21 protein-coding genes, 2 tRNA genes, 1 rRNA gene and 1 pseudogene are annotated in these 20503 nt (G+C 27.9%); 7 read left to right on the top strand and 18 right to left on the bottom strand.

Features of this window, described 5'->3' with window-relative positions; all coding sequences use genetic code 11:
* From HF850_RS13940 to HF850_RS13910, 7 genes and pseudogenes are all read right to left on the bottom strand, one after another.
* Window positions 1–75: pseudogene (locus tag HF850_RS13940) on the bottom strand (IS607 family transposase); the annotation flags it as partial.
* Between the two features lie 162 nt (window positions 76–237).
* On the bottom strand, window positions 238–1428 hold the full coding sequence (gene dltD / locus HF850_RS13935; RefSeq protein ID WP_169106039.1) for a D-alanyl-lipoteichoic acid biosynthesis protein DltD: 1191 nt from the start codon (window positions 1426–1428) through the stop codon (window positions 238–240).
* Window positions 1429–1692: 264 nt separating this feature from the next.
* Window positions 1693–3009 (bottom strand): nucleotide sugar dehydrogenase, encoded by a 1317-nt coding sequence (locus HF850_RS13930; protein ID WP_169106038.1) that lies wholly within the window; start codon window positions 3007–3009, stop codon window positions 1693–1695.
* Window positions 3010–3094: 85 nt separating this feature from the next.
* Window positions 3095–3673: an acyltransferase gene (locus HF850_RS13925; RefSeq protein WP_169106037.1), complete on the bottom strand. Its 579-nt coding sequence runs from the start codon at window positions 3671–3673 to the stop codon at window positions 3095–3097.
* Window positions 3674–3748: 75 nt separating this feature from the next.
* On the bottom strand, window positions 3749–4930 hold the full coding sequence (locus HF850_RS13920; protein WP_169106036.1) for a DegT/DnrJ/EryC1/StrS family aminotransferase: 1182 nt from the start codon (window positions 4928–4930) through the stop codon (window positions 3749–3751).
* Between the two features lie 133 nt (window positions 4931–5063).
* Entirely contained in the window at window positions 5064–7349 is a 2286-nt protein-coding gene (locus HF850_RS13915; protein WP_169106035.1) for an ATP-dependent DNA helicase, read from the bottom strand.
* Window positions 7350–7465: 116 nt separating this feature from the next.
* Window positions 7466–8056 carry a DUF1836 domain-containing protein gene (locus HF850_RS13910; protein ID WP_169106034.1) on the bottom strand — a complete coding sequence of 197 codons (591 nt, stop codon included), beginning with the start codon at window positions 8054–8056 and terminating at the stop codon, window positions 7466–7468.
* A gap of 532 nt (window positions 8057–8588) precedes the next feature.
* Here HF850_RS13910 and HF850_RS13905 point away from each other — a divergent pair.
* The gene (locus HF850_RS13905) at window positions 8589–8831 is read left to right on the top strand and encodes an AbrB/MazE/SpoVT family DNA-binding domain-containing protein (protein ID WP_169106033.1); all 243 of its coding nucleotides are present in this window, start codon (window positions 8589–8591) and stop codon (window positions 8829–8831) included.
* A gap of 119 nt (window positions 8832–8950) precedes the next feature.
* Here the strand turns inward: HF850_RS13905 and rsmI are convergent, their stop codons facing one another.
* The 3 genes from rsmI to HF850_RS13890 all read right to left on the bottom strand — a co-directional run bounded on the left by rsmI (window position 8951) and on the right by HF850_RS13890 (window position 11978).
* The gene (rsmI, locus tag HF850_RS13900; RefSeq protein WP_169106032.1) at window positions 8951–9796 is read right to left on the bottom strand and encodes a 16S rRNA (cytidine(1402)-2'-O)-methyltransferase; all 846 of its coding nucleotides are present in this window, start codon (window positions 9794–9796) and stop codon (window positions 8951–8953) included.
* A gap of 7 nt (window positions 9797–9803) precedes the next feature.
* A complete protein-coding gene (locus HF850_RS13895) occupies window positions 9804–10556 on the bottom strand; it encodes a tRNA1(Val) (adenine(37)-N6)-methyltransferase (protein ID WP_169106031.1) in 753 nt (250 codons plus the stop codon).
* Between the two features lie 132 nt (window positions 10557–10688).
* A complete protein-coding gene (locus HF850_RS13890; RefSeq protein ID WP_169106030.1) occupies window positions 10689–11978 on the bottom strand; it encodes a C40 family peptidase in 1290 nt (429 codons plus the stop codon).
* A 304-nt stretch (window positions 11979–12282) separates the two neighbouring features.
* Here HF850_RS13890 and HF850_RS13885 point away from each other — a divergent pair.
* Together HF850_RS13885 and HF850_RS13880 are read left to right on the top strand one after the other, a co-directional pair.
* A tRNA-Pro gene (locus HF850_RS13885) sits at window positions 12283–12358 on the top strand.
* Window positions 12359–12511: 153 nt separating this feature from the next.
* On the top strand, window positions 12512–13156 hold the full coding sequence (locus tag HF850_RS13880; protein WP_169106040.1) for an HAD family phosphatase: 645 nt from the start codon (window positions 12512–12514) through the stop codon (window positions 13154–13156).
* 57 nt (window positions 13157–13213) lie between these two features.
* Here HF850_RS13880 and HF850_RS13875 read toward each other — a convergent pair whose 3' ends face one another.
* A complete protein-coding gene (locus HF850_RS13875) occupies window positions 13214–13960 on the bottom strand; it encodes a peptidylprolyl isomerase (protein ID WP_169106029.1) in 747 nt (248 codons plus the stop codon).
* A 253-nt stretch (window positions 13961–14213) separates the two neighbouring features.
* On the opposite strand from HF850_RS13875, the gene HF850_RS13870 reads away from it, so the two are divergent.
* Complete coding sequence (locus HF850_RS13870) at window positions 14214–14891, top strand: uracil-DNA glycosylase (protein WP_169106028.1); 678 nt, start codon at window positions 14214–14216, stop codon at window positions 14889–14891.
* Window positions 14892–14991: 100 nt separating this feature from the next.
* Here the strand turns inward: HF850_RS13870 and HF850_RS13865 are convergent, their stop codons facing one another.
* Window positions 14992–15204 carry a hypothetical protein gene (locus tag HF850_RS13865; protein ID WP_169106027.1) on the bottom strand — a complete coding sequence of 71 codons (213 nt, stop codon included), beginning with the start codon at window positions 15202–15204 and terminating at the stop codon, window positions 14992–14994.
* Window positions 15205–15400: 196 nt separating this feature from the next.
* On the opposite strand from HF850_RS13865, the gene HF850_RS13860 reads away from it, so the two are divergent.
* Entirely contained in the window at window positions 15401–15808 is a 408-nt protein-coding gene (locus tag HF850_RS13860; protein ID WP_169106026.1) for a DUF3785 family protein, read from the top strand.
* Between the two features lie 162 nt (window positions 15809–15970).
* On the opposite strand, the gene HF850_RS13855 is transcribed toward HF850_RS13860, so the two are convergent.
* The 5 genes from HF850_RS13855 to HF850_RS15895 form a co-directional block, all read right to left on the bottom strand.
* A tRNA-Phe gene (locus HF850_RS13855) sits at window positions 15971–16046 on the bottom strand.
* 6 nt (window positions 16047–16052) lie between these two features.
* Window positions 16053–16169: ribosomal RNA gene (gene rrf, locus HF850_RS13850) — 5S ribosomal RNA — on the bottom strand.
* Window positions 16170–16324: 155 nt separating this feature from the next.
* On the bottom strand, window positions 16325–16957 hold the full coding sequence (locus HF850_RS13845) for a recombinase family protein (protein WP_169106025.1): 633 nt from the start codon (window positions 16955–16957) through the stop codon (window positions 16325–16327).
* A 503-nt stretch (window positions 16958–17460) separates the two neighbouring features.
* Window positions 17461–17655, bottom strand: coding sequence for an effector binding domain-containing protein (locus HF850_RS13840; RefSeq protein WP_169106024.1), 195 nt, complete (start codon window positions 17653–17655; stop codon window positions 17461–17463).
* Window positions 17633–18079 (bottom strand): WYL domain-containing protein, encoded by a 447-nt coding sequence (locus HF850_RS15895; RefSeq protein WP_347564441.1) that lies wholly within the window; start codon window positions 18077–18079, stop codon window positions 17633–17635. Before HF850_RS15895 ends, HF850_RS13840 begins: the two co-directional genes overlap by 23 nt.
* A 225-nt stretch (window positions 18080–18304) precedes the next feature.
* Here HF850_RS15895 and HF850_RS13830 point away from each other — a divergent pair, with 225 nt between their 5' ends.
* On the top strand, window positions 18305–18784 hold the full coding sequence (locus HF850_RS13830) for a hypothetical protein (RefSeq protein WP_169106023.1): 480 nt from the start codon (window positions 18305–18307) through the stop codon (window positions 18782–18784).
* 52 nt (window positions 18785–18836) lie between these two features.
* On the opposite strand, the gene lepB is transcribed toward HF850_RS13830, so the two are convergent.
* The gene (gene lepB, locus HF850_RS13825; protein WP_169106022.1) at window positions 18837–19412 is read right to left on the bottom strand and encodes a signal peptidase I; all 576 of its coding nucleotides are present in this window, start codon (window positions 19410–19412) and stop codon (window positions 18837–18839) included.
* Window positions 19413–19677: 265 nt separating this feature from the next.
* Between lepB and HF850_RS13820 the strand changes: the two genes are divergently transcribed.
* On the top strand, window positions 19678–20415 hold the full coding sequence (locus HF850_RS13820) for an NAD-dependent protein deacylase (protein ID WP_169106021.1): 738 nt from the start codon (window positions 19678–19680) through the stop codon (window positions 20413–20415).
* The last annotated feature ends 88 nt before the right edge of the window (window positions 20416–20503 follow it).

Genomic DNA, 20503 nt, shown 5'->3' with positions numbered 1-20503 from the left:
TCTACAATATCCTATTATTTTTTTATTTATCTGTTTTTCTGACTTTAAACCTAAAAAATGATTAAGTTGTTCTTGAGGATTATTTTTAACAGTTAAAAGCCTCCAAGTTATCTTAAAAATTAATATATTAATTAAAACTGGCTGTATACAAAAGGAAGTTCGTTTAATGAATAGAAAAAATAAACTACAAGTGCCATTACTAATATGACTGATAACGACACTCCCCTCTGTATATCCTTATTCTTTATTAAAGTGATTATAAATTCCTTCACTTACCTTCAACCACCCTTCTCCTCCTAAATGCATAACATCCATCAAGAAATCTTTTTGATACTCATATTCCCTTAAATCTAGAACATCTATACCTTCACTGCCAGCAAGACTATTTATAGTATTATAATACTCATATCTTTCATCCATGCTTAATCCTAAGTAATCATAATACCAACCATTAACCGGAGGCATAATAATATATGGCTTTATCCCCAAGTCATGACATACTCCTAAGAAAAATTTAAAATCATCTAGTTCTAATGATTTCATTATATCTTGGGAACTTAACATTCCTTTAACATTATCTTTTATATCTTTAACATTATCATTATAATACTTATCTGTTAGATTAAATTCATTATTAGATATCACTTGTTCGCTTTCTTTTAATAATTCATTGTATTCCTTATCCCAATCTACTTCTTTATATTCCTTTTGATCTTGTGTCTTTTCAGGAAGCTTTTTAAGTTCAGAATATATTAATGCTTTATCTTTTATTTCTGACAAATAAACTTTAGTCATATAATAAGGCTTCAATATATTTCTTATAATTTTTGATGAAAAACTATTACTGCAATATAATTTTGCATATATTGCTTCTGGCTCAAACTTATTAGCTTGATATAATAAATTATAAGTTCTATTTGCATAATATTTTTTATTATCTTCGCTTATTTGGGGATTATTTAAAAATTCATAAAATCCTATATCTGAAAAATTACTAGCAAACTTATCTGGATTTACGCCTGCTTGATCATCAAACCATTGAATAGAAAGAATGTATGCAAGCTTTTGATCTGGCTTTAAATTACACGCCCCAATCATTGAAGCCTGTTGTAGATTTTGACAATAGCCTCTTCCAAAAGAACTTATATTATATTCTGCACCTTTTATAGGAAACAAATTCAAACTATTCTGAGGCACATCAATTCTCATTTCAGATGACCCTAATAAAAATAAATCTCCTTTATCCCCTAAAACTTTTTTCGCCACAATACTTCTATCTTTTGAAAAATCACCATAATTAGTAGCAAACTCAGATAAATCTTTTGTCTCAGATAAATAACTTATTTTTTTATCTAAAATATTATTTGATAATATTGCAGCTATTACTGCAATTATTATGGGTATTATAAAGCTACATATCCTTTTCATCTTTTTTAATCCCTTCGTTGTATTTTACATTAAATACTATCCCATATAAATTATCAGATATTTATATGTCATTATTATGACAGTAGTTCTCATTTTTAATCATTTATTCTATTTCTATCTTTATATGTATTTTATAAATTAAAAAATACTTACCTAACATAAATATATTAAAAAATTATTATATGTATTTAGACAAAAATAAAGACAATAAGCATAAATGTATAACAACTTATAACATCTATACCTACTGTCCTAAATTAGCAACTATAATTTAAATATCTTTTCTCTGTTGTTTACTACATTCTTAGTAGCATTTCTTGTATCATATACAACTTTAGCTCTTTTTACTATTTCTTCATAATCGTAGCAACTATGGTTAGTTGTTATAACTACAATATCAGCTTCATCAATGACTTCTTTCCAATCTACTGAATTGTAAGTCTTATCCTTGTATTTAGATACTTGACAGTAAGGATCATTTACTAAAACTTCTGCACCATTCTTTTCAAATTGTTCTATTACTTTGAATGATGGTGATTCTCTATAATCATCTATATCGTTCTTGTAAGCAACTCCCATTACAAGTACTTTTGAACCATTAAGAGCTTTTTTATGTTTATTTAATATTTTCATCACATTATCTAATACAAATTCAGGCATTGAATCATTTATTTCTCCTGAAGTTTCTATTAACTTTGTATGATAGTCATATTCCTTAGCTTTCCATTCTAAGTAGAAAGGATCTAATGGAATACAGTGTCCACCTAATCCTGGACCTGGATAGAATGGCATGAAACCATATGGTTTAGTCTTAGCTGCATCTATTACTTCCCATACATCTATTCCCATTCTGTTACAAAGAATAGCCATTTCATTTGCTAATCCAATATTAATATTTCTGAAAGTATTTTCTAATATCTTTTCCATTTCTGCTACAGCTGGTGATGATACAGTATGTATATCTCCTTCTAAAACATTTCTATATAAAGCAGCAGCTACTTCTGTACACTCTTCAGTACATCCTCCAACAACTTTTGGAGTATTCTTAGTGTTGAAATTCTTATTACCTGGATCTACTCTTTCAGGTGAGAATGCTAAGAAGAAATCTTCTCCACACTTTAAACCGCTCTTTTCTAAAATTGGTTTAAGTACTTCTTCTGTTGTTCCTGGATAAGTAGTACTTTCAAGAATCACAAGCATTCCTTTATGTAAATATTGTGCAACACTTTCTGTTGAAGATACTACATATGATAAATCTGGTTGCTTATATAAATCTAATGGTGTAGGAACACAAATACATATTGTATCTACATCTTTTACAAAGCTGAAATCTGTTGTTGCTTTTAATGTTCCAGCTTCAACTAATTCCTTTAATTTTTCATCAACTACATCTCCAATATAGTTTTGACCATCATTTACCATGTTTACTTTTTTATCTTGAACATCAAATCCAATAGTTTGATATCCAGCACTTGCTTTTTCTACTGCTAATGGTAATCCAACATATCCTAGTCCAACTACACCAACTTTTGCAGTCTTGTTGTTAATTTTGTCTAACAATTGTTCTTTTAATATTGACATAATGTACCTCCTGTAATCTTGTCAATGCATAATGCATAATGCATAATGTATCATAAATTTAATATCAAAATTCTTTTATAATTAGCTATTTTTCTAAAGCTTCAACTTTATCATCATTTTTAATATAGCTTTCACCACATGCACTACAAGTTGCATGATTATCACTAAATTTTAATTTCTCTCCACATTTGCATACATATCCATGTATTCTAGCTGGATTTCCCACAACTAAAGCATAATCTGGTATATCCTTTGTAACTACTGCACCTGCGCCAACTAATGCATATTTTCCTATGTTATGGCCACACACAATTGTAACATTCGCACCAATTGATGCACCTTTTCCTATTATAGTATCTCTATATTCACTTTTTCTTTCAATAAAGCTTCTTGGATTTACTACATTAGTAAAAACACATGATGGTCCTAAAAATACGTCATCTTCACATATTACGCCAGTATAAACAGATACGTTATTTTGTATTTTAACGCCTCTTCCAAGCTTAACGCCTGGAGATATAACTACGTTTTGCCCTATATTGCATTTTTCTCCTATTTCACAATTACTCATAATATGAGAAAAGTGCCATATCTTTGTTCCATCACCGATTTTAACATTATCGTCTACATAACTAGACTCATGTACAAAATAATTTTTATCCATTTCGATACCTCAAAAATTACTTATTTTTATTACAAATATAGATTATACAATACAGACTTTAAGTATTATAGAAATTTATTTTTTTATACTTTCTATTATGTAATCTACTTGTTCTTCTGTTAATTCAGGATATACTGGTATTGCAAATGTTCTATGTGATAGATATTCTGCCACAGGCATATCCCCTTCCTTATATCCTAAGTCCTTATAAACCTTTTGAAGATGTAATGGTACTGGATAATAAACTCCTGTTGCTACACCTTTTTCTTTTAATTTACTAAGCATAGCTTCTCTATTTTCACTTTGAAGAATGTACATATGGTATACAGGAACGTTTTCTTCACTAACTGCTGGTGTTACTAAATCTGTATCCTTCAATCTTTCATCATATACCTTTGCTATTTCTCTTCTCTTAGCATTCCATTCATCTATATGAGGTAACTTTACTCTTAAAATTGCAGCTTGTATAGCATCTAATCTAGTATTATAACCTATTAAATAATTATAATATTTTAATGGATTATACACAGTATCATCTGCATTTTGAACTGTATCAATTTCTTCATTTATGTTATTTAATAAATTATATGCTTTTTGACCATTTTCTCCACTTCCATGAGTTCTTAATGCTCTTGCAATTGTTGCAACATCATCGTTATCAGTAACAATCATACCACCATCACCAGCGCATCCTAAATTCTTAGTTGGAAAGAATGAAAAGCATGCAACATCTCCTAAAGTCCCAATATTTCTACCTTTATATTTTCCTCCTATTGCTTGACATGCATCTTCTATAACCTTTAGGTTATGCTTTTTAGCAATAGCATTTATTTCGTCCATCTTAGCACTTTGCCCAAAAATATGTACTGGTACTATAGCTTTTGTTTTTTCTGTGATTTTTTCTTCTATTTTAGAAGGGTCTATATTAAACGTATCTTTTTCGACATCAACAAATACTGGTGTTGCACCTACTGCTGAAATAGTTTCTGCAGTTGCAAAAAAAGTAAATGGTGTAGTTATTACTTCATCTCCAGCTCCAATTCCTAAAGATTTTAATGCAATAACTAATGCATCAGTTCCATTTCCCACTGATATTGCATGTTTAACTCCTACGTATTCTGCAAATTCTTTTTCGAATTCAGTTACATTCTTTCCCATAATGTAACCTGCCGAAGAAAGTACTTCTTTAGTTACTCTATCTAAATCTTCAGAAATAGATTTGTATTGAGCTTTTAGATCAATTAATGGAATATTCATTTTCCTCGCTCCTTAACTCTAATATATGTATATAATTTAGATTAAATTTATCTTATTCGTTATAAAACTAACATGAATATTTTAACATACTTATATAGATAAATAAACGTTTTGTTTATTTAGTTGTTTTTTATTAATATTTTCTCATAGGATACCATTCTTTAGGTAGTAATGTACTATATTTTTCAGTTATATATCTATCATCTATTAGAAGAACTCTTCCCTTATCATTTTCAGTACGTATAACTCTTCCAGCTGCTTGAAGTACCTTATTTACTCCTGGAAATATATATGCATAATCATATCCTTCTTCTTCATAAAATTCTCTTATAATTTCATTATAAGTATCAATCTTAGGATACCCAACTCCCATGACTACAGCGCCAATAAGCTTCTCTCCAGGAAGATCTACACCTTCTGCAAACATTCCTCCTATTACACATAGCCCAATTATATTTCTATTATTCCTAAATTTTTTCAAGTAATCCTCTTTTTCATCTTCATTCATTGAACTTTCTTGTTTTATAAAAATATAATCCTCTATATCTATCTTTTGAATCTCTTCCCATAACAGATTCATATAATTATACGAAGGTGCAAATATCATATAATTGCCCTTTTCTTCTTTAACAAACGATAATATCTTATCAACAACATGCTTTAATGTTCTTTTTCTATGCTTATATCTAATATTAATTGGACTTACAAATACCTTTAAATTATCCTTATTAAAAGGAGATGGTAGTTTCATTCTATAACTTTTTTCATCCCCCCCAAAAATATCCACATAATATCTTATAGGCGATAATGTAGCAGAAAAGAATATAGCTGTATGAAACTTAGATAAATATGATTTTATATTTTTTGCAGGATTAACACAGTAGATAGTTAAAATAATCTCTTGAGCTTCCCTTTCAATGCATGTAACATAGTTTGCATCATATAACTGCATCATAGAAATAAATTTATTTATTTCAAAATATAAATCTAAGATATCATTGTATCCTTCAAATTTATTTCCACTTAAAAGAAATTTCTCACTTTCATTTGTAAAAAGACTTAACAGCTTTATCAAATCTTTTGGCGCTTCATTTTCATAAAACCAGCTTTTCTCATATTCTTCACATTCGTTTCTAAGTCCTATAAAATAAGTATTAATTTTATTTAAAATACCATGAAGTTTACTTAACTTTCCTTTAGTTATCTTTTTGCACTCCATAATCATCTGCTTGCTTAAACGTGCAGAATACATTTCCCTTGCTCTATTAACTAAATTATGAGCTTCATCTATAAGTACAATATTTCCACTACTTTCACTCAATCTAGTTAATTTTACTCTTGGATCAAGCATGTAATTATAATCACATATTACTCCATCACAATACATACTTACATCCAATGATAATTCAAAAGGGCATACTTTATATTTTTGTGCGTATTCCTGTAAAATTTCCTTGGAAATATGTTGTTCTTTTTTTAATATTTCTACTATGACTGGTCTTACTTTATCATAATAACTTTCTGCATATTTACATACTTCAGGATTGCAATCAAAATCAGAATTACAGCAAGCTTTTTCCTTTGCAGTAATTGTTATAGTCTTAAAATATAACCCCTGTTCTCTAAGATTACTAAATGTATCTTCAGCTACTTTTCTATTTATTGTTTTTGGTGTCAAATAAATTATTCTCTCACCAAGCTTTTCGCCGATAGCTTTGATTGATGGAAAAATAGTAGAAATAGTTTTACCTATTCCTGTAGGTGCTTGTGCATATAAAAGCTCCCCCTCCTTAATTGTATAATAGATTATATTAATTAATTTTCTCTGTCCTTCTCTATATTTATCAAAGGGGAAACTTATATTTTTAATAGATTTATTTCTCTTTTCTTTTTCATCAATTACCAAAAGATTGAATTCCTCATATATCCTTGTTATTTTATTTGTAAATTCTTTTAATTCTTCAAGAGTATATTTTCTCTCAAAGCTTTTTACCTCATAACTTTCAAGCTGAACATATGATAATCGTATATAAATACTGTCCATATTGTTCTGACAAGCATAAATATAAGCATAAAACTTAGCCTGAGCCCAATGGATTTCATTAGAATCATCAATATAAGCAAATTTATTATAAGTAGATTTTATTTCTTCTATAATTATTCTGCCCTTATCATTTATTATTCCATCAGCTCTTCCTTCAACTTTTAAAGTAATCTTTTCAAGCTCAAATTTAAAAGAAAGCTTTACTTCTTTCTCATATATATCATATATATTACTATTATCTTCTTGAAGCTTCTGATGAGCTCTTGTGCCTTCTATAGCCCTTGCACTTCCTGTAAATCTATTATCTATATCCCCTTTTAATAAGCAGAATTCTACTAAACTTCTTACGGATTCATTTATAATGATTTTATCCATAATACCAACCTCATAATTATTTAAATGCTATAAAACACCTACCAAACTAGAATTCAATTTTCTAATTTAATAAGTGTTCTTCAAAACTATATATATTATATCATATTTTAATAATTTCATTCCGCATGATATTCATTTACAAGCTTCTGCACCAATTTTTTAATCACACTTGCTTCTGCTATAAGAGATAATACTAAAAGAAATATTTTTATTCTTTCTTCATCATTCTCTTTTAGATTAAATTCTTTAATCATTTCTTCAAGTCTTTCTTTATGAGTTACAGCTGTGATTAAATAATCATCTACACTCTCTTCCTGAATTTTTACAAATGTCTTATATGCATCTTCCCAGGATATTATATCATCGTTTCTATCATTTATATCATTAAATGCCAGGCTAAAAACTTTTTTAATTTCTTCTGTATTTAATACTGGTCTCATATAACCAAGTAATACTAACTGAATTAAGTGCATTTTTGTATAGCCTCTTTTTTTACCATCTTCAGGCCTTGTTATAACTTCACTTTTTGTATAGTTCTGCACTATATTATTAGTAAATCTTTCATCACTAAATTTATCATTCAAATAGTCAATAACCTGTGATAAAAATAAATCATACTTGGGTAGATCATCATATGAAACTGAACTGTTCTTTGACATTTCTTCTGCTAAATTTTTTATGTAATCAGAATCAAACTTTTTTTTCATATTATCACCTACACTTTCCTATCTTTACTATATTATATAGTAGACATGAACTTATTACAAGTTATTTTCAACATTATCATTCTATATTATTAATGAATTCACACTAAATATTTCACATATATTTACACTTGATTTCACATAAATAAAAAATATCTATTTTATGTAATTCATCGACATAAAATCTTATTACCTGCTTTTTTTCTATAAAAAAGTCCCAATATTACTTTTATCCTTGTATTTGTAAATTTTTTTGAGATTAATACTAATTATACTTAGTATTTACATTTTTAATTATTTAATAATAGAATATCTTCCAATCTTTGTGATTTATTTTTATAAATATTGTACTTTTATGTAAATAGGTACACTTGACACCCCTAAAATATGGTAGTATATTTTATTTAAAAGTAGTATTAAAGTTGAATTTTGTAATTTATTATGTAGAAAATAAAATATTTATTGACTTTATATTACATACTTGGTAATATAACATTGTAGAATGTCGAATTGTGTAATTAGGAGGAATTATTTTATGAAATCAACAGGTGTAGTTAGAAGAGTAGACGAATTAGGAAGAATAGTTATTCCAATAGAATTAAGAAGAACTTTAGATATAGATGAAAAAGATGCTTTAGAAATCTATGTAGACGGTGAACAAATCATCTTAAAGAAATATGAACCAGCTTGTATCTTCTGTGGAGATGCTAGAGACGTTATAAACTACAAAGGTAAAAATATCTGTCAAAAATGTTTCGAAGAAATGAAAAATAGATAATAATAGATTTATAACAAATTATAAACTTATTAGAGACTATTAACTTATTAAATATCTATATTAAATATCTATATTACTCAGAATATAGATATTTAATATTAATAGCCTCTTAATTTTTATTATAAATTAGTGGAATATTTATATACTTCATTTTTAGGAAGTTCCCTATCTTTTGCAACCATCTTTATAGCTTCCTTTTTACTTATCCCATTATTCATATATTTAAGAATATGCTCTTCTATAGATAAATCTATCCATGAATCCCTTTTTTCTTGCTTAATTTCTTCAAGTTGTTTCCCTTCTAATACAATAACAAATTCTCCTCTAGGTTTATTTTCAATGAAATAATTAAGTGCTTCGCTTAATTGCCCTCTAAATATCTGCTCATATAATTTAGTAAGTTCTCTACATACAGCAATTTTTCTATCTCCAAATGTATCTAATAAAAATTGCAATGTATCTAAAAGTCTGTGAGGTGCTTCATAAAATATAAGTGTTTCCTGACAATTTAATAATTCGCCAACTACACTCTTACGGTCTTTATTTTCTCTAGGTAGAAAGCCTCTAAACAAGAATTTAGTAGTATCTAATCCTGAATAAACAAGTGCAGTTGTAAAAGCTGTAGCTCCTGGAAGAACTTCAAAATCTATATTTTCTTGTATACATCTCTCCACTATAACACTTCCTGGATCAGATATTCCTGGAGTACCAGCATCTGATACAAGAGCTATATTTTTTCCTTCTTCAAGATGATTGATTATTTCATTACTTTTCCCTTGTTCATTAAACTTATGGTAACTTATAAGTGGCTTCTTTATCTCAAAATGATTTAATAATTTTAACGTCTGTCTTGTATCTTCTGCTGCTACAAAGTCTGCTTCTTTCAACACCTCTAATGCTCTTAATGTAATATCTTTAAGATTTCCAATTGGCGTTGGTACTAAATATAATTTTCCTCTTTCCATGCTATTACTACCTCCCGTATATTTCATCTATTTCTTTAGTATAATTTCCTTTCTCATCATAAACATATAATGGATCCTCCCACTTCAAATAAGCTCCCCCATCTCTCTGCCCTTCAACAAGTACTATATTAGGTGCTTTTCCTATCTTTGGATGTACCATTTTAACCCTTTTAGGCTCAATTTTATATTTTCTCATAAGAGTAAATATATCTGCTAATCTCTCAGGTCTATGAACTATAAACATCCTCCCATTATCCTTCATAAGAACTCTAGATGCTGCTATAACATCTTCTAAATTACATAATACTTCATGTCTAGCAATTGCAAGTTTATCTAAAGGATTTAGTATACCAGAATTATTTAATTTATATGGAGGATTTACTGTAACCACATCAAACCTATCTAGTTTTTTAAGATTATCAATATCTTTCAAATCTCCATTTATAAATTCAATTTTTTCCTCTAGAGAATTAAGTTTAACACTTCTTTCAGCCATCTCAACCATATCACTTTGTATCTCTAGTCCATATACTTTCTGAGGTTCATATTTACCATAAATAAGAAATGGTACTATTCCTGTACCAGTACACAAATCCATAACTCTATGCTTCTTTTTAACTTGTGCAAAATCAGATAATAGTACAGCATCAATTCCAAATTTAAAACCATCTTGTTTTTGGATTAGATATAATCCTTTTAGTTGAAGGTCATCTATATTTTCATCACTATTTATATACTTTTTTTCATTTATCTTATCCATTTTTATTTTCCTCATCACTATATAATTAAGTAATTATTATTATATCATTCATGTATACAAATGCAAAAAACCTTTCTACTTATTTATTGTAGAAAGGTTTTATTTTTCATAATTTAATTATGTAAATTCTTATTAGCTTACTCTTCTAGCTGCATAGAATTTATATACTGGACTAATTTTTACAACATCACCTGTTTGTGGTGCATGAATCATTTGTCCGTTTCCAATATATATTCCAACATGTCCTGTATGTGGGAATACTAAATCTCCTGGTTGAAGCTCTGCTTGACTTACTGGAGTACCCACATTAATTTGTGAATAAGTTGTTCTACTTATATCTTTGCCTAATGCATGCTTAAACACATATTGTGTAAATCCAGAACAGTCAAATGTATTTTCTCCTGTTGCTCCCCAAACATATGGTTTACCTAAGTGTTTATATGCTTCATTTAATATAGCAGATGATCCTGCTCCTGGTGCAGGAGCTGCTGAAGTACTTTTATTTGAAGATGATCCTCTATTTGGAGTAGAAACAGTTGCTTGCGCTGCCTGTGCAGCAGCTGCTGCTCTAGCTGCTTCATCTTCTTGTGCTTTCTTTTGATCATATGCAGTCTTACCTTTTTCAATCATATCATTAACTTCTGACTTTACAATTTCACTCTTAAGCTGATTATCTCTAACATTTCTTAATTGAGTAATTGCAGATTGTATTTCAGATGAAGTACTGTTTGAACTATTTATAACATCAAATTGAGTTTGTACAGTTTCTCTTTCTAATGTTGATAAATATTCTGAATCAAACTTAGATCTTTCTTCTTTAGCTTCATTTGCTAATTGTTCTTGTTCTTTTTTCTTTCCATCAAGCTCATTTAAGTTTGCTTGTACTTCTTCATTAAGCTTATCAATTTGTTTCTTTTTATCTTCTAATGATTGTATCTTATTATTTAATTCATCTTTTTTATTCTTAACTTGTTCGATAGCCTCTTTATCTTTACCAACAATTTGTGAAACTGCTTGTAATCTTGTAAAGAAATCACTTGTTGAATCTGAATCAAGAATAAAACTTAAATAACTGAATTCTAAATCACCAGACATATACATAGCCTTAACCCTTTGGCCTAATACTTCATCTAGTGAAGTTATTTCTTTTTTACATTGTTCAATATCTTTTGTAGTATTATCTATAACATTATTTATGTTATCGATTTCTTTTTTATTCTTATCTACTGTTACTTGTAATGGTTCAATTTGTGTATTTAAATCATATATCTTATTCTCAATATCGGCTATTTTGCTTTCAATTTCTGCGTATTTTTGTCTACCTTCATTTAACTTGGTACTATCTGGTGTCGCAAATGCTGGTATTGAGGTACCTACAGCCATAACTGTCGTTAGCATAAGTGCCAGAATTCTTTTTTTCATTTACTCTCGGTCCCTTTTGAACCTTCCCTCCTTTTATTCATAAAAATCAATATTTTTAGTATAGCACTTTTTCCTAATATGGACAACATATCTAAACTCTGAAAAATCAAGTTATTTCATTGATATATATATATTTTCTATTTTTCCCTCTTTTTCTTATCAATCTCCTCATTATTTTATGATATTTTTAATTTTACTTTGTTTTTCTTAATTACAACATTTTATTTTCTACTAAACAATTATTTTTTACTCAAATTTATTCACTTGACACAATATAAATTTAGATATATAATAGTAATATCTCCGGGGTGTGGCGCAGCTGGGAGCGCGCGTGGTTTGGGACCATGAGGTCGCAGGTTCGATCCCTGTCACCCCGACCAAATTAATTGTAAAAAAACTTAAGGATTATTCCTTAAGTTTTTTTGTTATAACCAAATTTATATAATTAATATTTTTAAGAGTTGTTTTTAAATATATTCACATAAAAGCAACCAATTAAATAATAACTTTTATTAGGAGGATACTTAATGTTTATACATAATAATATACAAGCTGTTATTTTTGATCTTGATGGAACACTAGTAGATTCAATGTGGGTATGGAATCAAATAGATATTGAATATCTAAGAAAAAAAGGTCACACAGTGCCTGAAAATTTAAAAGAAGAAATATCTCATTTGAGCTTTTTACAAACTGCAGAATACTTTAAGAAAAGATTTGATTTATCAGATTCAGTTGAAGAAATATTAGAAGACTGGCACAAAATGTCTTTCGATTTTTATGCTAATAAAGTCAAACTAAAAGATGGAGTAAAGCAATTTTTAGACATGCTTAAATCTAAAAATATAAAAATAGCTCTAGCTACAAGTAACTCTATCCCCCTATTGGAAGCCTGCTTAAAAAATAATGGTATATATGATTATTTTGATTCAATAACTGTAACAGATGAAGTATCGAGAGGCAAGAATTTTCCTGATGTATACTTATTAGCTGCACAAAAAGTTAATGCTTCTCCAGAAAACTGCGCTGTATTTGAGGATATAATTCCTGCTGTAAAAGGAGCAAAATCCGCAAATATGACTGTAGTAGCCGTAAAAGATGAAGCCTCTATATTAGATAAAGAAGAATTATGCAAATTAGCAGATAAATATATAGATTCATATTTAGAATTATTATAGATATAGTAAAAGCCATAATGAGCGTGAATAATATGCTCATTATGGCTTTTTAATTAATTATTTTCTTTCAACACCATATTTATCTTCTAATTCTTTTAACATTTCATCATATTTCTTGTGTTGTCTTTCTTGAATTAATTGATGTAAAACTGCATCCTTAACTTCTTCAAAGCTCTTAGTAGAAGCATCATTTTTAGAATCAACAGTTATTAAGTGATATCCAAATTGAGTTTTTACTGGTTCAGTTACTACTCCTATTTCTGCATTAAAAGCAGCATCTTCGAATTCAGGAACCATCATTCCTCTTGAGAATTCTCCTAAAGCTCCACCTTGTTCTTTAGATGGACATGTAGAATATTTCATAGCTGCATCTGTAAAGGAAATAGTACCATTTTCTATTTCTTCTTTAATAGATTTAGCCTCATCTTCAGTAGCAACTAATATATGTTTAGCTGAAACTGTAGCTGGTGTTTCGAATGCTTCTTTATTTTCATCATAGTACTTTCTAACTTCTTCATCTGTAACTGTTATATCAGATAATATTTTATTTATAGCCATTGAAGTCATCACTTCTTTAGAAATGCTTTCAATTGCATCTTTATATTCTTGAGTTTCATCTAATTTTAATTCTTTTCCAAACTTATTCATTAATTCAAACGAAATTAATTGTTCCACTAATTGTTTTTTAGCTTGCTCATTTTGGAATGCAGCTCTTCTTTCTTGTGGATATCTAGCTATTATTGCATTTAAATCTTTTTCTGTTATTTCGTTTCCAGCAGCAACTGCTAATACTTTATTTTCCATATTAATTCACCTTTTTCTATAAAATTTTATATCCTCTCTTATTTTAACAGTATATAATCATACTAACAATAAAATTAATCTCTAAATTTTCATATTAATATCTATGATATCTAATTTATTACTTTAAACAGTATGTTTTTTATAATTTCTATATTTTAGAAGATTAAATTTATTATAAGTTATATATTCGTAATAATTCCCCTTTTTAACATAATATTATACTAAAATGGTATAATATATTTTGGGTGATATTATGACGGAAATATTAAAAAATGACTGGAAAGAGTATTTAGCTTCAGAATTTCAAAAGAATTATTATAAAAATCTAAGAAAATTCTTAGTAAATGAATATAATTCAAGAGTAATATATCCTAATATGTACGATATATTTAATGCTCTACATTATACTTCATACAAAGATACAAAAGTAGTAATTCTAGGACAGGATCCATATCATGGTCCTAATCAAGCTCATGGTTTAAGTTTCTCTGTTAATCCTGGTGTAAAGACACCACCTTCATTAATAAATATATACAAAGAATTACATACTGACTTAGGATGTTATATACCTAATAATGGTTATCTAAAAAAGTGGGCAGACCAAGGTGTACTTCTATTAAATACAGTTCTTACTGTAAGAGCTGGTGATGCAAATTCTCATAAAAATAAAGGTTGGGAAGAATTTACTACAGAAGTTATAAAAGTGCTTAACAAAAAAGAAACTCCTGTAGTATTTATTCTTTGGGGTAATAATGCAATATCCAAAGAAAATTTAATAACTAATCCAAAGCACTTTATAATAAAATCAGTACATCCAAGTCCACTTTCAGCTTCCAGAGGCTTCTTTGGAAGTAAACCATTTTCCAAAGCTAATGACTTTTTAATTTCAACAAATCAAACGCCAATCGACTGGCAAATAGAAAACATATAAAACATGGCATGCCATGTTTTATTTTTTATATTCTAATCTCAAAAGATCAATTTAAAATTGAAACACTTAATAATATTTTATACGTCTCAATAAAATCAAATCATATTTTATCTAAAGTATTTGATTCACATTTATAACTTTCACTATTAATTAGTCCATAATCACTTAAAATCTTAAGTGTTTCTATATCTGCTTCATATTTATATTCTTGTCCTTTCTCGTTATCTTTTTCATTCAACAAAGATTCAAGCTTATCAGCAAGCATACATTCAACAACCATAAACAATATTGAAATAGTTATAAATTTTATCATCATAATTCCTCATATCATTTTCTACCATACTTTAATATATGTACTTCACACTTAAAAAAAACACATAGAAATGATTTTTTTGGTTTATAATAAAAGAATTCTCTTTAATCTACTCACATTATTCTTAATTATAAATAATAGATAGTTTTAAAAAACTCATATATAATAAATATAAAAATTATTAGGAGGAAATATTATGGAATACAAATTTAATTACAAAGACAAAGAATATGTATTAAGCGAAGCTAATTGCGAAGGTATATTCTTTAATGAAGAAGAAATTGAAGGATTTGACTTAAATGCTGCTCTCAAAGCATTAAACGAAGGTGAAGAAGTTATTTTCTCAAAAGAATATTATTCTGGAAAGTGTTCATGTGACGCTCAGGAGCCTGCAGGAAAATACTATTGCTATTTAGAATATCACTTTTACATCTTTACTAAAGACAATAAATATATTATAAGTACTATTTCTGAAGATTATAGAGATAAATCTTTCAATAAATTATTTAGTATAGGAAAAGTAGATAAAAGTTATATAGTAAATGTTACAGTATGCCCTGAGTGCAATAATTATTCTATAGAAGTTGAAGAATGTGATGTATAAATAATTTTTTAATCCAATATTATTAAAAGCTGCGGTTTATAGCAGCTTTTTTATCATTTATAAATATACGCTTATTATAATTTCAAGCATTTATTAATATTTATGCTTATACAACATATTAATTTTAAAAGCAAAAAAAGCACTAACTGGGTTAGTGCTTTATGGTGGCTCGAACTGGAATCGAACCAGTGACACGAGGATTTTCAGTCCTCTGCTCTACCGACTGAGCTATCGAGCCATGTTCACCTGGCAACGTCCTACTCTTCCACACGGTCTCCCATGCAGTACCATCGGCGCTGTAGACCTTAACTTTCCTGTTCGGAATGGGAAGGAGTGTTACCTCTACGCCGTCATCACCAGATCACAAATAGAATTATATCTAGAAATATACCTTATGTCAACAACTTTTTTAATTTTTTTTTATTTTTTTGATATTTCATATTATATCTATCATAAAAACTAGTATTTTCAATATATTTAGGTATTTATCATAATTCTATTTTTTCTCAAAATAACTTAATTATTATTCTCCTGCTCATATTCTTTAACTAATCTATAAAATGTAGCCTTTGTAAGACCAAGATTATTAAAAGTCTGAACTGCCGTCTGCCTTCCACCTTTCCACAATTTATATTGAACTTTAAAATCTTTGTTCACTTTAATTTTTGGTCTTCCAACACCTCTCCCATGATTTTTTTCTCTCAAAGCCTGGATCCCTTCTGCCTGTTTTCTCTTATTCTTAGCTTTTTCTTTTTCACTTATATAAATAAGCAATTCAGATACTACTCTTTTAGTAACGTCCTTTTCCGTATCACTTTTATCATAAGTACTCAACAATGGATTATTTAATATTATAAGCTCAATTCCATTGTTACTTAATTTTATCCATTCATCTTTTATAGCACCTATATCTCTTCCTAGCCTGTCTAATTCACTGATAATAAGCACGTCACCATCTCTCATCATGTAACTACATAATGCATTATATCCTTCTCTTAAAAATGTATTTTCTGAGTCGTCAATTATTAAACCTCTTTCATCTAATTCTATATCATTATCTTCACAGTAAGTTTTTATTAATTTTATCTGCTCATCTATCAGTTCATTTTTTATATTTTTTCTTGCATATGCAAATACTTTTTTAGTCATTTCACCCTCCTACAGTATCAAAAGATATACTTGATTTTAGATACGTTTCAAAATTAAAAATATTTCTTTTGAATCTTTATTTGATACATATATAAATACCATATCTTTTTATACTTTGTAAAGCATTCTTGTAAAAATACAGTAAACAATATTGAATACATTTAAGTAAAATTTCTTTGTTTTATAAATTCCAGTATAAAAATACATAAAACGAACTAATTTTTCTAAAAAATCATAAAAAACGCAGGTAGCAGCATAAAAATCAAAAATTCTCACAAACTCTCATTTCAATAATTTTACATTATTTGCTTTATTTTTAAGAAGTGTTTTTTTACTATTTTCTATTAATTTATACTATTTTTTTATCATGTTTATATCCTTTATTTATTTTGCATTTTCTAAGTTATTTTTTAAGGTATATTATTCAGCATAAAAAATAAGACATTGCAAAAATTTATATGTTTTTGTAATGCCTTTTATAAACTATACTTATCCTTAATTTATTATTTTATTGATATATAAATATGAATTTCAGCATTCTCCATACTTTCATTCTGATACTCTTCAAAATCACACTTATAACTTCTATTAAGATCCATTTTCCATAACTTTCTCCAGAACTCCTGTACAGCCTTAACCTGATGTCCTATAATTATAAATTTAGCATATTTACCTTCAGGTATAATTTTTTCTACCACTCATTCTGGAATATTCTCCATCGAATATTATTTTTTCTTTTCTAAACTCATCATAAACTCTTGCTGCCATCCTTGAATTTATCTTTAGTTTCACCTTTATCATTTCATAATTATCTATATTATATTTGGTATTTATAGCTATATCTTCTCTTCTATCAAAGATATCATCTAAAATAGTTAAATCATCTATTCTAGTTAATTTAAAAAATCTAAATTCATTTCTCATCCTACAAAATCCATAAACATACCACTGATGTCCCTTAAATATTAATTTATATGATTCTATCTTTCTTTTTGATATTTCCCCACCCTTTCCCTGCAAACAATAAATTGGTATACCATTACTGCTTAATGTATCTATATCTTTGTAAATAGTACGTACTGATACATCAAAATATTCTGCAAGTTCTCCCGCTGTAACTATCTTTTTATTTATTAATATCTACACTATAGAAAATAACCTATCAATCTTCATATCATATTCCCTTCCCCCTCCAAATTTACAAATATTACATCATTAATTATAAATTATTTCCATGATAAATTCACAAGATTTAATTTGCTAAAGTTAAGGATAAATTAATATTACAGATTATTATTTTGTGATAACATATGCTTAATATATGAATAAGTTTAAGGAGAGATATAGATGAAGCTTTTAATCAAACAAAGAGTTTTTTCTTGGACAGATACTTATGATGTTTATGATGAAAATGGATGTGCAAAATATTATGTGAGAAGTGAATTTTTTTCAATCGGCCATAAGATACATGTATATAACACGCTCACTAACTTAGAAATTGGAAGTATATCAGAAAGATTACTTAAATTTCTTCCTGAATTCAAAATATACATTAATGGAAATAATATTGGTTCTATAAGAAAACAACTTACATTATTCAGGCCTAAATACCATATAAACTACAATGATTGGCATGTTACAGGAGATATATTGGGTTGGGATTATGATGTTGTAGATAACCATAATAATATAATTATGCATATATCAAAAGAACTTCTTCATTTTGGAGATACTTATGTGCTGGATTTTATGAATCCTGAAAATGAAATTATGGGATTGTTATTAGTAATAGCTATAGATGCTGCTAACTGTTCCAAAGATAATTAATGATAAAAAATACGCACCTAAAATAAAGTTAAGTGCGTATTTACTTTATATTTTATTTAATAATTTTCATATCATTAATAGGATAATATCTAAATTGTGCCTTTCCTTCAATACATGATTTATCAATATAAGGATTGTCCCAATATCTAGAGTCATACGATTCCTTTCTATTATCTCCTAAGAAGAATAATTTACTTTCAGGAACATCAAATACTCCAGTATATTCTTTATTATTTTTAACATAATCCTCATTTATTTTTTCTCCATTAACACTGACAACACCATCAATAATTTCTATATGATCTCCTGGAAGTCCTATTACTCTCTTTATAAGAAGTTCATTAAGCTCATCTGATTTAAATATAATTATGTCTCCTCTTCTTATATCATCCTTATTCCATACTCTAGAAGCAATAAGTCTATCATTATTATTTAGTGTAGGAATCATTGAACCACTTGGTGGTAGAATTACATTAATAAATACAAATTTATTTAATAAAAACCAAATGCCTAAAGCAGCTATTATCGGTACTATCCATTCCTTAATAAATACAATAACTGTATTTTCTTTTTTATTTGATATATCATCAGAATTTTCATCTAATGATATAGCATTATTTTTTTTCATAATCAACCATCCTTTTAAATTTAGTAGAATATTCATCCACTATAATATATTTTTTCAATAATTCTCTAATATATATTTTAATTGTACAAAGAAAAAATTTCCATAAAAATCCATAAATAATATCTTCTTTACCTAACTAATTTCATTTTTTCATTTATTTGTGCAATAATAAAATCATAAAATAAAAAGGTCGATGATTTTATCCTAGAATATATTTTAGCTAGGATAAGTTCACCTTACCAAATTTAAATTTGGAGGTTTTCTTATGAATACTGAAATAGAAAAATTAACTCAGATACTAAAAGAAAGTAATAATATAGTTTTCTTTGGGGGAGCTGGTGTATCCACTGAATCAAATATACCTGATTTCAGAAGTTCCAATGGACTATGGAATGAAAAATTACAAATAAATCTTACACCAGAACAATTAGTATCTCACACTATGTTTATGAGATATCCAGAAGAATTTTTTGAATTTTATAGAGATAAGCTAATTTATCCTGATGCTAAGCCAAATGCTGCTCATATAGCCCTAGCTAAGCTAGAAGAAATGGGAAAATTAAAAGCTATAGTCACTCAAAATATTGATGGATTACATCAAGCTGCTGGTTCTAAAAATGTTTATGAACTTCATGGATCTGTTCTTAGAAATTACTGCATGAAATGTCACGCTTTTTATGATGAAAAATTTATTTTAGAATCTAAGGGGATACCTACTTGCCCTAAGTGTGGTGGTAAAGTTAAACCTGATGTAGTTCTTTATGAGGAAGGATTAGATAATGATGTGATTAATGGAGCTGTTAAAGCTATATCCAAAGCTGATACTTTAATTATTGGTGGAACTTCACTTGTTGTTTATCCAGCTGCTGGACTTATTGATTATTTTAGAGGCAAGAACCTTGTTCTTATAAATAAGAGTTCAACTTCTGCTGATAATAAAGCTAATCTTGTTATTCATGATGCTATTGGTAAGGTTTTAGGTGAAGCTGTTAAAAATCTTTAATTATTAATCTTATGGGGCTGTCGCACTAAAGTGCGTAGCTCCTTTTTTGAACGCAACAAAACCCAAGCTAAAATAAGCTTGGGTTTTG

The sequence above is a fragment of the Clostridium sp. SM-530-WT-3G genome, assembly GCF_012843905.1.
GTDB lineage: Bacteria > Bacillota > Clostridia > Clostridiales > Clostridiaceae > Clostridium.
Note: the sequence above shows the minus strand (reverse complement) of the source record. Positions and strands in the feature narration are given on the sequence as shown.